Raw genomic sequence first — 11,996 nt, forward strand, 5'->3', positions numbered from 1 at the left:
CCTTTCCCTGCTTATTAGTTAGTAGTCACTAGATTTCACGCCGCGCCGAACGCCCTCACGGATGCGCTGCTCAGGCGCGGGCGTCCCCGCCGGCGGCGGGGGCGGCCTCGCCGAGTGGGCAGAGGACGTCCGCCCACAGCGGGTCCTGGGTGGCGAGGTCGAGGGCCGCGATCACGTTGTAGAGCATCCCGGTGGCAAAGAAGCTGCGCAGCGCTTGCGCGTCGACCCCCGTGCGGGACTGGACGAAGCGGCCGAGCGCCGCGAAGTCAGCGGCGACCGCGGCGCGGATCTCCTCGTCCGCGCTCGCCGCGAAGGTGTGCAGCTGCAGGCGGAGCAGCTCGGCGTCGGCGAGCAGCCCGCCGTAGGCGAGGCCCATCGCGAGCAGCGCCTCCTCGCCCTCGAGCCCCTCGCTCGCCCGCTCGAAGGTCGCCCACACCCGAGCGAAGCAGGACCGGGCCGCGGCGAGGAAGAGCTCGCGCTTGGTCCCGAAGAGCCGGAACAGGTAGGGCTGGGAGATCCCCGCCCGGCGCGCGATGTCCTCGGTCGAGGTCCCCCGGTAGCCGCCGACGGCGAACTCGCTGACGGCGGCGGCGAGCACCGACTGGCGCCGCTCGTCGGCGGACATCCGCATGCCGCTGCGGGTCGGGGTGAGGGCCATGACGATAAGTTAGTGACCACTCACAACTCTGTCAACGTTCCCCACCGGCAGGCCGGGCGGCCCCCTCGGGCAGGGCCTGCTGGCTAGCCGAGGGCCTTCAGGATCGAGTCGGCGGAGCTCACGTCGAGCCCCTTCTCCTCGACCGCGAGGTGGCTGATCACGCCGTCGTCGATGATCGCCGCGTAGCGCTGCGAACGCAGTCCGAGGCCGTTGCCCGAGGCGTCGCGCTCGAGGCCCATCGCCTTCGCGAAGTCGCCGTTGCCGTCGGCGAGCATCTGCACCGTCTCCCCCACCTGGCGGGACTCGCCCCAGGCGTTCATCACGTAGGCGTCGTTCACCGAGATGCAGGCGACCTTGTCGACGCCCGCGGCGCGCAGCTCCTCGGCGCGCAGCACGAACCCGGGGAGGTGGTAGTCCGAGCAGGTCGGGGTGAAGGCGCCGGGCACCGCGAAGAGCACGACCTTGCCTGTGCCGAGGGCCTCGCGGCTGCTCAGTGGCTGTGGGCCGTCCGGGCCCATCGTCCGCAGCGGGACATCGGGGATCTGCTCACCAGTCGTGATCGCCATCGCTCCTCCTCTACCAGGACACTCGTGGGCTCAACCTACCGCCGGGCCCCGGCGGTCGTTCAGCGGACGCGCACCAGGCGCAGCGTGTCGGTGACCGGGGAGGACTCGGTCGGCGATCCAGCGAGGACGACGACGACGTCGCCGGGGCTCGCGTGGCCCGCCTTCACCGCTGCCTCGACCGCGTACCAGACGATGTCGTCGGTGCTCGTCGACTCCCGCACGACGAGGGTCTCGACCCCCCAGGAGAGCTGGAGCTGGCGGGCCGTCGCGACGAGCGGGGTCGCGGCGAGCACCGACATCTTCGGGCGGAAGCGGGAGATCGACCGCGCCGTCGCCCCGTTGCGGGTGCAGGCGATGATCGCCGCCGCGTCCTCTTCGATCGCCGCCCGCCAACCGGCGCCGGTGATCGCGGCGGTGACCCGCGCCGGCGAGGAGGCGTCACCGGGGAGCTCCTGGAGGCCGAGGCCGGCCCCCCAACGGTCGAAGTCGAAGTCCGCCTCGGTGCGCCGCACGATGCGGTCCATCGTCTCGACGACGAGGGCGGGGCGCGCGCCGATCGCCGTCTCCGCCGAGAGCATCACCGCGCTCGTGCCGTCGAGAACGGCGTTCGCGACGTCGGTGACCTCGGCGCGCGTCGGGACGGCGGAGGTGATCATCGACTCGAGCATCTGGGTGGCGGTGATCACCGGCAGGCCGAAGCGGACCCCGTCGCGGATGATCTTCTTCTGCAGGTGGGGGATCTCCTCGAGCGGGAGGCGCACGCCGAGGTCGCCGCGGGCGACCATCACGGCGTCGGAGGCGCCGAGGATCGCCTCGAGGTGGTCGACGCCGTCGCGGGTCTCGATCTTCGAGACGAGCATCGGCCCGCCCTCGCCGACCACGGCGCGCGTCGCCTCCAGGTCTGCGGCGGTGCGCACGAAGGAGACGGCGATGAACTCGACCCCCTCCTCGGTGAGGCGCAGCGCGGCGGTGAGGTCCTCCGCGGTCGGGGTGGTGAGGGTGAGGCGCGCGTCGGGGAGGGAGACCCCGGGGCGCCCCTCGAGGTGTCCACCGCTGCGCACCACCGCGTGGGCGACTGCGCCGTCGCGTCCGATCACCTCGACGGCGACCCCGCCGTCGCCGAAGGCGATGAGGTCGCCCGTCTCGAGCGCCTCGGTCGCGCCGTCGAGCGCCACGCCGACCCGGCGGGCGTCGCTCGCCGGCGCGAGCGCGGCGGGCGCGAGGTCGAGCTCGAGGCCGGCGACGAGGATCACCCCGCCGGCGCCGAAGGGCGTCGAGCGCACCTTGGGGCCCGGCAGGTCGGCGAGGATCCCGATGCCCGGCAGCGCGGCGCGGATCCTCCGGACGCGGGCGATCGCGTCGTCGAGCGTCCCGTGCGCGAGGGGGACGCGGGCAACGTCCATCCCCGCCTCGGCCATCGCGCCGAGCACCGCTGCGTCGTCGCAGGCGGGGCCGATCGTGGCGACGATGCGGGTGCGGCGGGCGAGGGTCCGTCGCCGGGGGCGGGCGCTCGCCTCCGCAATGAAGGCAGGTGCGGGCGCGTCGGTCGGTCGGGAGAGTCCGTTCGGGTTCACCGGCCCAGTGTGGCCCACGGGAAAAGGGCCGCCGACGCGGCTGTGCCATCATCGAAACAGCGGAGAGGGGGGCCGGTGGCCGAGCGCGAGGACGTCGTCATCGTCGGCGGGGGGATCGGGGGGCTGACGCTCGCCCTCCTCCTCCACGAGCGGGGCATCAGCTGCCGGGTCTTCGAGGCCGTCGAGAAGGTCACCCAGGTCGGTGTGGGGATCACGATCCTCCCGCACGCGGCGAGGGAGCTCAGCGAGCTCGGCCTCCTCGACGAGCTCCGCCGGCGTTGCCTCGAGACCGAGGACTCGGTCTTCTACAACCGCTTCGGCCAGTTCGTCTTCGCCGAGCCCGCCGGCCGCAACGCCGGCTACGCCTGGCCGCAGCTCTCGATCCACCGCGCCGATCTCTACGAGGTCCTCCTCGAGGCCGCCCGCGCGCGACTCGGCGAGGGGGCGATCACCTTCGGCGCGCGCTTCCTCGAGGCCTCCTCCGACGAGGGCTCGGCGGCCGCCCGCCTGCTCGTCGGCGACGAGGAGCGGCGGGTGACGGCGAACGTCCTCATCGGCTGCGACGGCGTCCACTCGGCGCTCCGCCGCCAGCTCTACCCCGACGAGGGCGAGCCCCTCTACCAGGGGCTGAACATGTGGCGCGGGGTGACGCGCTTCCCACCGTTCCTCTCTGGGGCGAGCATGCTGCGCGTCGGCTGGTACACGAGCGGGAAGCTCACCGTCTACCCGTGCCGCCCCGCCGACGAGCACGGCGAGCAGCTGATGAACTGGATCGCGGCGCGCGAGACCCCCCACCACCTGGAGCGCGACTGGGGCCGCGCCGGCAAGCTCGAGGACTTCATCGGCACCTTCACCGACTGGCACTTCGACTTCCTCGACGTGCCGGCGCTGTTCGAGCGCGCGGAGCGCATCCTCGAGTACCCGATGGTCGACCAGGAGCCCGTCGACCGCTGGACCTTCGGGCGGCTGACCCTCCTCGGCGACGCCGCCCACCCGATGGCGCCGCGTGGCTCGAACGGCGCGGCGCAGGCGATCCTCGACTGCCGTGCCCTCGCCGACGAGCTGGCGGCGACCCCCGACCGCGAGGCGGCGCTGCACGCCTACGAGGCGCGGCGGCGGCCGGCCACGGCGGCGATCGTCTACAAGAACCGCGCCGACCCGCCGGACGCGATCCTCCGCGAGGTCTGCCTGCGCACCGGCGACCGCCCCTTCGAGCGCCTGGAGGACGTCATCGGGGCCGAGGAACTCGCCTCGCTCTCCGAAGGCTACAAGCAGGTCACCGGCTATTCGCAGCGCGCCCTCACCTGAGGCGGCCGGCGGCGGCTCAGCTCGCCGGGCTCACCGAGCTCATGTTGAAGTCCGCGACGCGAAGCGGCGGCATCGCGGTGCGGTTCAGGTACTCACCCCACTCACGTGACAGCGCACGCACGGTCCGCCCCGCCTCGACGGTGTGCGAGAGCAGGTCGACGGGGCTCTCGTTGAAGCGGAAGTTGTTCACCGCGCCGCGCACCTCGCCCCCCTCGACGAGGTAGACGCCGTCGCGGGTGAGCCCGGTGAGGAGCAGCGTCGCCGGGTCGACCTCGCGGATATACCACAGGCAGGTGAGCAGCAGCGCGCGCTCGGTCCCTGCGACGAGCTCCTCGAGGTCGGCGGTCGCGCCCGGGACCTCGAGGATGAGGTTGTCGACCGGCGGCGTGAACCGCTGGCCCGAACGCGCCGCGCCGGCGCGGTGGTAGCCGAGGCGGGCGAGGCGCCCGTCCTCGACCCAGGCGACGGCGGCGAGCGCGGCGCCGTTGTCGAAGACCGAGACGTCGCTCGAGGAGCCACCCGCGACGAGGAAGGGCGCGCACTCGAGGCCGGGGTAGGAGGGGTCCGAGGAGAGGCGGAAGGGGATCTCGCTCAGCCGTTCGCCGATCGCCGTGCGCCCCTTGCCGCGGCTGAAGACGGTTCCCCCGTCCTCGGCCTCGCGCCCCGACATCGCCCACGCGAGGTCGGCCATCAGGTCGGCGACGGCGTCGGGCGGCAGCAGCACCTCGTAGCGGCCGGCGGGCAGCTCGACCTTGCGCTCGGCCCAGGCGAGGCGGCGGGCGAGCGTGGCGTCGAGGTCGTGCACCGAGAGGCCCGAGAAGTCCGGGGTGCCGCGCGCCGCCCAGGAGGAGCGCGTCCCGTCGCCCGAGCGGGCGACGAGCTCGAGCGAGCCGGTCGGCTGCACGTGGCGGCGCCGCGTCCCCGCCGAGCTCGCGAGGTAGGTGGTCGTCACATCGTGCTGCGCGAAGCCGGCGAGGAGGTGGCCGGCCGCCTCGGCCGAGGCGAAGACCTCGCCGAGGTCGCCGAGGAGGCTCCCGAAGACCGCGAGCGAGGTGTCGGCGGGGCCCTCGTCGAAGGAGGCGTCGGCGCCCCCGTCGACGAGCGGCGCGGCGTCCTCGGCCGCCGGCGCGCTCGCCGCGGCGGCCTCCGCGGCGGCGACGAGCTCGGCGACGGCTCCCCCGCCGCTGCGGCTCGCGACGCCGACCGAGGTCCCCCCGTCGCCGGGGGAGAAGGCCACCACGACCACGCTGCGGTCCCGCGTCACGCCGTTGGTGGTCGTCGAGTTGCGCGCGAAGCGGACGTTCGCGTCGAAGCGCTCCTCGACGATCACGACGCACTCCCCCGTCGCCGCCCGTAGCGCCGCCTCGGCGACCTCGGCCGCCGGCGCGAGCGCGTGGCCGGAGGCGCTCAACGCCCCGCCTCGTCTCTCGTGTTCAGCACCCGCACGCCGCTGAACAGCGCCGCCGGGCAGCCGTGGCTGACCGGCGCCGACTGGCCGGGCTGGCCCTTCCCGCAGTTCATCGCGCCGCCGAGGCGGTAGGTGGAGCGGCCGCCGAGCGCCGCGAGGGAGCCCCAGAACTCGGTCGTCGTCGCCTGGTAGGCGACGTCGCGCAGCTGGCCGGCGAGGCGGCCGCCCTCGATGCGGTAGAAGCGCTGCCCGGTGAACTGGAAGTTGTAGCGCTGCATGTCGATCGACCAGCTCTTGTCGCCGACGATGTAGATCCCCCGCTCGACCCCCGACAGCAGCCCGCCGAGGTCGGGGCCCTCGCCGGCGGCGGGGGCGAGCGAGACGTTGGCCATCCGCTGCATCGGGACCATGAGCGGTGACGAGGCGTAGCTGCAGCCGTTGGAGCGCGCGAAGCCGCCCTTGGCGGCGAACTCGCGGTCGAGCTGGTAGCCGACGAAGCGCCCCTCGCTCACGATGTCGAAGGACTGCGCTTCGACGCCGTCGTCGTCGAAGCCGACGGTGGCGAGGCCGTGCGCAGCGGTGCGGTCGCCGGTCACGTTCATGAGCGGCGAGCCGTAGGTGAGCTCGCCGAGGCGGTCGAAGGTGACGAAGGAGGTCCCGGCGTAGGCGGCCTCGTAGCCGAGCGCCCGGTCGAGCTCGGTGGCGTGGCCGACCGACTCGTGGATCGTGAGCCAGAGGTTGGTGGGGTCGATGACGAGGTCGTAGGTCCCCGCCTCGACGGAGGGCGCGGCGAGCTTCTCGGCGAGCAGCTCGGGGAGCGCCGCCACCTCGGCGTCGAGGTCGGCGCCCTCCCCGAGGACGTACTCGTAACCCCGCCCCGCGGGCGCGGCGAGGGTGCGCATCGTCTCGAAGCCCGAGCCGTCCTCGGCGAGCGCGAGGGCCTCGAGGCTCGGTTGCACCCGCACGCGCCGTTGGGTCGTCGTGGTGCCGAGCGTGCTCGCGAAGTACTTGTCCTCGGTGACCTCGAGGAGGTGAGCGGTGGCGTGGTCGATGCCCGGCGCGGCGAGCAGGGTTCGCGACCAGTCGGTGAAGCGCTCGACCTTCTCGGCGAGGGGGACGCTCGCAGGCTCGATGCGGTACTGCGAGCTCCACTCGCACCTGCCGTGGCCGGCCTCGGGGGCGAGCTCGACGGGGTGCGGGCGCGCCGCGGCGGTCAGCCGCGCCGCCGCGAGGGCCTCGCCGGCGAGCGCGGCGACCGTCCCCGCCTCGAGCTCGGCGCTCGCCGCGAAACCGAGCGAGCCCCCGGAGAGGACCCGCACGCTCACCCCGAGCTCCCGGTCGTCGCCCGAGCGCTCGAGCGCCGCGTCGCGAAGCGAGAGGTACTGGCTGCGGATCGACTCGACGCGCACCTCCGCGTAGGAGGCGCCCCCCGCCGTGGCGGCCGCGAGGCCGGCCTCGCTCAGGCGCTCGAGCAGCTCGGGGTCGAGGGAGTCGGGGCCTTCAGCCATCGAGGCGCTTCCGGCGGGTGGCCATCGACGGGGACCCTACCGCTCAACCGTGCGTGCCGACCTGCTCCTCGAGCTCTTCCTCGTCCTCGTGCTGGCGGGACCAGGTCTCGTACATCTCGGCGTAGCGGCCGCCCTTCGCGACGAGCTCGTCGTGCGAGCCGACCTCGATGATGCGGCCGTTGTCGACGACCACGATCCGGTCGGCGCGCATCGCCGTCGTGAGGCGGTGGGCGATGAGGATCGCGGTGCGCCCCTCGAGGACGCGGTCGAGGGCCGCCTCGACCTTGGACTCGGACTTCAAGTCGAGGTTCGAGGTCGCCTCGTCGAGGACGAGGACCCGCGGCCCGGCGAGGAAGGCGCGCGCGAGGGCGATGAGCTGGCGCTCGCCCGAGGCGAGGGACTGGCCGCGCTCGTGCACCGCGGTGTCGACGCCGTAGGGCAGTCGCTCCATGAGCTCGCTGAGGCCGACGGCGTCGATTGCCTCGAGCACCTCCGCCTCGCTCGCGGCGGGGCGGGTGAAGGCGATGTTGTCGCGGATCGTCCCGGTGAACAGGAACGGCTCCTGGGGGACGACACCGAGCTGGCGGCGCAGCGAGGTGAGGGTCACCGAGGTGAGGGGGTGGCCGTCGATCAGCACCCGCCCCTTGGTCGGGTCGTAGAAGCGCGTGACGAGCTTCGCGATCGTCGACTTGCCAGCTCCGGTGGCGCCGACGAAGGAGACGCACTCCCCGGCGCGGATCTTCAGGTTCACGTCGGCGAGGACCGGGACCGAGGGGTCGTAGCCGAACTCGACGTCCTCGAGGGTGATCTCGCCCTCGATCGCCGGCAGCTCGATGGCGTCCTCGGCCTCGAGGACCGTCGGCTCGGTCGACAGCAGGGTGCGCAGCTTGGAGACCGCCGCCTGGCCCTGCTGGTAGGTGTTGTAGAGCTGCACGAGCTGCTGGATCGGCTGGAAGAACGAGCCGAGGTAGAGGATGAAGGCGGTGAGCTCGCCGATCGTGAGCGTGTGGTGGACGACCATCTCGCCGCCGACGAGCAGCAGCACGAGCTGGCCGCCGAGGCCGATGAAGTCGCTCGCCGTCGAGTACGCGGCGGTGATGCGCGCCGTCTTGTTGTTCGCCTCGCGGTAGGCGCCGAGCACGTTGCGGTGGTGGACGACGTTGTTCGGCTGGCGGTTGTACGAGGCGACGATGCGCACGCCCGAGAGGCTCTCCGCGATGTCGGAGATCACCCCGGCGAGGGTGTCCCGGACCCGCAGGTAGCCGCGCTCGGAGGCCGAGCGGAACCACAGCGAGGCGAAGACGAGGACGGGCATCACGACGGCCACGGTGATCAGCGCGAGCAGCCAGTTGAAGGCGAAGAGGATGACCGTGACGACGACCATCGTGAGGCCCTGGATCGCGAACTGCGCGAGGCCGTCCTGCAGGAGCTGCTGCAGGACCTCGATGTCGCTCGTCATCCGGGTCATGATCACCCCCGCCTTCTCCTCGGTGAAGTAGTCGAGGGAGAGGCGCTGGATGTGGGCGAAGACCTTCACGCGCAGGTCGTTCATCACCTGCGCGGCGAGGCGTCCGGTGGCGCGCACCCGTGCGCGCTCGACGAGCACGGTGATGAGCACCGACGCGAGGTAGGCGACACCGCACTCGACGACGATGTGGAGGTGCCCGGCGTGCACGCCGCTGTCGATGCCGATCTTGGTGAGGTAGGGGCCGGTCTGGAAGCCGATCGTCTCGATCGTGAGGAAGATGAGCGCGGCGGTGGCGAGCTTCCAGCGGTCGACGATCAGCCGGCTGAGGGTGAGGATCCGCCGGTCCGTCGAGCGCGCCGTGAAGACCGCGTCGGGCTCACCGTGGTCCGGCTCGGTCTCGACGAGCTCGGTGACCTCCTCGACGAGCTCGTCGGGGATGCCGGCGAAGGGCGCTCCACCGGCGGTCGCCTGCCCCGAGCCGCCCCAGTTGTTGTGGTTGCCGCCGGCGACGCCCCCCATGTTCCACATCGCGCCGCCACCGAAGCCCATGCCCATCAGCGCACGCTCCCCTCGGCACCCGCGTCGCGCTCGCCATCGGCCATCGAGTCGAGGTCGGCCTCCTCGACCGCGACGCGCGCCAGCACCTCCGCGTAGCGGGGCTCGTTGGCGAGCAGGTCCTGGTGGCGGCCCTGTGCGATGACGTGGCCGTTCTCGATCAGCACCACCCGGTCGGCGAGGCTGATCGTCGCCAGGCGGTGGGCGATGATCAGCGTCGTGCGGTCGACCATCAGCTCCTTCAGCGAGTGGTGGATCTTCTGCTCCACCTGGACGTCGATCGCGCTCGTCGCGTCGTCGAGGACGAGGATCGGCGGGTTGATCAGCAGCGTCCGGGCGATCGCCATCCGCTGGCGCTGCCCGCCCGAGAGCGTGTAGCCGCGCTCGCCGACGACGGTCTCGTAGCCCTCGGGGAGGCGCACGATGAACTCGTCGGCGTCGGCCGCCTTGGCCGCCGCGATGACCTCCTCGATCGTCGCGTCGGGCTTGCCGTAGGCGATGTTGTCGCGGATCGAGACCGAGAAGAGGAAGGGCTCGTCGAAGACGAAGCCGACGTGGGCGCGCACGCTCTCGAGGGTGTAGTCGCGCACGTCGAGGCCGTCGATCTTCACGTGGCCGCCGCTCACGTCGTAGGAGCGGTTGATCAGCCGGCCGACCGTGGTCTTTCCCGAGCCGGTGCGGCCGACGACGGCCACCGTCTCGCCCGGGGCGAGGTGCAGGTCGAAGTCGTGCAGCACCTCGGTGCCGTCGGAGTAGGCGAAGTCGACGTGCTCGAACTGCACGTCACCCCGGCAGGTGACGAGGTCGTGGGCGCCGGGGAGGGAGACGATCTCGGTCTCCTGGTCGAGGACCTCGTAGATCCGCTTGGCCGACGCGCTCGCCCGCTGGCCGTTCATGATCACCATCCCGAGCTGACGGAACGGTGGCTGGAAGATGAGCATGTAGGCCTGGAAGGCGAAGAGGTTGCCGATGCTCAGGTGGTGGTGCAGCGCGAGCACCCCGCCGTAGAGGAGGATCACGGCCAGGCCGGCGCGGGGCAGGTTCTCGATCGTCGGCGCCCACGTGCCGCGGATGTTCGCGTTCTTGATGTAGGCCCACTGCAGCTTGTCAGCGGAGCGGGCGAGCTTGGTGAGCTCGGCCTGCTCGGCGGCGAAGGACTTCACGACGCGCACGCCCTCGATGTTCTCCTCGACGAGCATCGCGACCTCGGCGAGGCGGGCCTGGATGAGCCAGGAGACCGGGTACATCTTCTTGCGCATCATCACCCCGACCACGAAGGTGATCGGCAGCGAGCAGGCGGTGACGAGCGTGAGCGGCACGTTGATCGCGAACATCTCGCCGAAGGCGACGAGGATCACCGCGCACTGCACGAGCACCGTCGGCGCGACCACGAGGTACTGCTGCACGGCGCGCACGTCCGAGTTGGCCCGCGAGATGAGCTGGCCGACCGAGACCCGGTCGTAGAAGGGGAAGGAGAGGCCCATGTAGTGGTCGTAGACGAGGTGCCGGAGGTCGTACTCGAAGCCGTACGCCGTCGTGAGCAAGCAGCGGCGGCCGACGTAGTTGGTCACCTCGCGGAGCAGGATCGTCGTGAGGATGATCGCCGCGAAGTGCTCAAGCGGCTGCACCGGCTTCTGGTGGAGCAGCGAGCTGTTCACCGCCTGGGCGATGAACTTCGGGATCTGCACCTGTGCGAGCAGCGCGAGGAACGACATCGACAAGGAGAGGATCCAGATCCCCTTGTGCGTCTTCATGATCGGCCAGGCGCGGCCGATCCACCCCTTGCTCTGGTCCGGGTCGATCGTCGCGGTCGGCGGCCGGTACGGCGAGCGCTCGACCATCGGGACGAACGGGCGCGCCTCCAACTGCTCGTAGAACTCCCCGTCACCCCCTCCGAAGAGGGCACGCAGGGGCCTCACGATTGCGTGGCGGCGGGGGTCGTCCTCAGCGCGAGCCGGTGGGCACGGTAGGCCTCGAGAGCATCGCCCCACAGGGCGAGGGCGAGCAGCGCGTCCTCGGCCCGCACCTCGTCGCCGAGCGAGCCGGCGATCTCCTCGAGGCGGGCCCGCACTGCGTCCTCTGCCCTGCCGAGGAGCTCGCGACCGAGGTCGGTGAGCGCGAGGGAGACCCGGCGGCGGTCCTGCTCGCTCTGGGAGCGGACGACCACGCCACGCTGCACGAGGCCGTCGACGACCGCCGTCACCGAGGGGGCTGAGACCGCGAGCTTGCGGGCGAGCGAGGTGGAGGCCTCGGCGCCCTCGGCGAGCTGTAGGAGCATCCGGTACTGCGCGAGCGAGAGCTCGACCGTGCCGAGCGCGAGCTCGAGCTGGCGGGCGAGGCGCGCGGCGGTACGGCCGACGGACTCGTGGAGAAGTTTGGAGGTCACACCTTTAGGCTAGCAAATGACCTCAGCGCGCCGGGACGGTGGCCGGGAGGATTCGCGCGCGCTGGCGGCTTCAAACGACCGTGGCCGGCGTGCCGTCGTCGGTGACCATCGGCAGGCCCGCCTCGTGCCAGCCGCGCATCCCGCCGGCGAGGTTGATCGTCTGGTGGCCGACGCCCGCGAGCGCCGCCGCGGCGCGCGCCGAACGGCCCCCGCCCCTGCAGACACAGACGATGGTCACGCCCTTTGGGACCTCCTCGACGCGCCCTTCGAGCTCACCGAGGGGGATGTGGTGGGCCTCGGCGGCGTGGCCGCCCTCCCACTCGTTCGGCTCCCGGACGTCGAGGAGGAAGGCCCCACCCGCGATCAGCTCATTGGCCTCCTCGGGCCCCACCTCTTGCATGCTCTCTCCGGCGTTCGTCATCTGCGCTCCTCTTTCGACCTCGGGCGACGATACCAACGCGGCACGGCCGTGCCCGCGGTCGGCCGGGCGACGGCGCGCCCGGCGCGAAGCTGGCGCCTGCGCCCGACGGGCGGGCGCCGAAAGGGGCGGGCGAGGGCGTGTCGA

The 11,996-nt window shown here is 72.2% G+C and carries 10 protein-coding genes; 1 reads left to right on the forward strand and 9 read right to left on the reverse strand.

Annotation, left to right across the window (positions count from 1 at the left end; genetic code table 11):
- Window positions 1-70 precede the first annotated feature (70 nt).
- The 3 genes from VNF07_12620 to pyk all read right to left on the reverse strand — a co-directional run bounded on the left by VNF07_12620 (window position 71) and on the right by pyk (window position 2,798).
- On the reverse strand, window positions 71-658 hold the full coding sequence (locus VNF07_12620) for a helix-turn-helix domain-containing protein (protein HVB07081.1): 588 nt from the start codon (window positions 656-658) through the stop codon (window positions 71-73).
- An 83-nt stretch (window positions 659-741) separates the two neighbouring features.
- Window positions 742-1,224 carry a peroxiredoxin gene (locus tag VNF07_12625; GenBank protein HVB07082.1) on the reverse strand — a complete coding sequence of 161 codons (483 nt, stop codon included), beginning with the start codon at window positions 1,222-1,224 and terminating at the stop codon, window positions 742-744.
- Between the two features lie 59 nt (window positions 1,225-1,283).
- Entirely contained in the window at window positions 1,284-2,798 is a 1,515-nt protein-coding gene (gene pyk / locus VNF07_12630; GenBank protein HVB07083.1) for a pyruvate kinase, read from the reverse strand.
- Window positions 2,799-2,873: 75 nt separating this feature from the next.
- Between pyk and VNF07_12635 the strand changes: the two genes are divergently transcribed.
- The gene (locus VNF07_12635) at window positions 2,874-4,106 is read left to right on the forward strand and encodes a flavin-dependent oxidoreductase (protein HVB07084.1); all 1,233 of its coding nucleotides are present in this window, start codon (window positions 2,874-2,876) and stop codon (window positions 4,104-4,106) included.
- 16 nt (window positions 4,107-4,122) lie between these two features.
- Here VNF07_12635 and VNF07_12640 read toward each other — a convergent pair whose 3' ends face one another.
- The 6 genes from VNF07_12640 to VNF07_12665 all read right to left on the reverse strand — a co-directional run bounded on the left by VNF07_12640 (window position 4,123) and on the right by VNF07_12665 (window position 11,852).
- Window positions 4,123-5,517: a metallopeptidase TldD-related protein gene (locus tag VNF07_12640; protein ID HVB07085.1), complete on the reverse strand. Its 1,395-nt coding sequence runs from the start codon at window positions 5,515-5,517 to the stop codon at window positions 4,123-4,125.
- Window positions 5,514-7,022 carry a TldD/PmbA family protein gene (locus VNF07_12645; protein ID HVB07086.1) on the reverse strand — a complete coding sequence of 503 codons (1,509 nt, stop codon included), beginning with the start codon at window positions 7,020-7,022 and terminating at the stop codon, window positions 5,514-5,516. The genes VNF07_12640 and VNF07_12645 overlap by 4 nt, the downstream gene beginning before the upstream one ends.
- A 43-nt stretch (window positions 7,023-7,065) precedes the next feature.
- On the reverse strand, window positions 7,066-9,045 hold the full coding sequence (locus tag VNF07_12650) for an ABC transporter ATP-binding protein (GenBank protein HVB07087.1): 1,980 nt from the start codon (window positions 9,043-9,045) through the stop codon (window positions 7,066-7,068).
- The gene (locus tag VNF07_12655) at window positions 9,045-10,964 is read right to left on the reverse strand and encodes an ABC transporter ATP-binding protein (protein ID HVB07088.1); all 1,920 of its coding nucleotides are present in this window, start codon (window positions 10,962-10,964) and stop codon (window positions 9,045-9,047) included. Before VNF07_12655 ends, VNF07_12650 begins: the two co-directional genes overlap by 1 nt.
- Window positions 10,961-11,431 (reverse strand): MarR family transcriptional regulator, encoded by a 471-nt coding sequence (locus VNF07_12660; protein ID HVB07089.1) that lies wholly within the window; start codon window positions 11,429-11,431, stop codon window positions 10,961-10,963. Before VNF07_12660 ends, VNF07_12655 begins: the two co-directional genes overlap by 4 nt.
- A gap of 70 nt (window positions 11,432-11,501) precedes the next feature.
- Window positions 11,502-11,852 (reverse strand): rhodanese-like domain-containing protein, encoded by a 351-nt coding sequence (locus tag VNF07_12665; protein ID HVB07090.1) that lies wholly within the window; start codon window positions 11,850-11,852, stop codon window positions 11,502-11,504.
- Window positions 11,853-11,996: the final 144 nt, after the last annotated feature.

The organism is Acidimicrobiales bacterium, from assembly GCA_035533595.1.
Classification (GTDB): Bacteria; Actinomycetota; Acidimicrobiia; order Acidimicrobiales; family Bog-793; genus DATLTN01.

Excerpts from the sequence above, each read along its gene's own strand:
- VNF07_12645 (HVB07086.1), bottom strand. The coding sequence starts at position 7,022 with ATGGCTGAAGGCCCCGACTCCCTCGACCCCGAGCTGCTCGAGCGCCTG.
- VNF07_12625 (HVB07082.1), bottom strand. The coding sequence starts at position 1,224 with ATGGCGATCACGACTGGTGAGCAGATCCCCGATGTCCCGCTGCGGACG.
- VNF07_12620 (HVB07081.1), bottom strand. The coding sequence starts at position 658 with ATGGCCCTCACCCCGACCCGCAGCGGCATGCGGATGTCCGCCGACGAG.
- VNF07_12665 (HVB07090.1), bottom strand. The coding sequence starts at position 11,852 with ATGACGAACGCCGGAGAGAGCATGCAAGAGGTGGGGCCCGAGGAGGCC.
- VNF07_12650 (HVB07087.1), bottom strand. The coding sequence starts at position 9,045 with ATGGGCATGGGCTTCGGTGGCGGCGCGATGTGGAACATGGGGGGCGTC.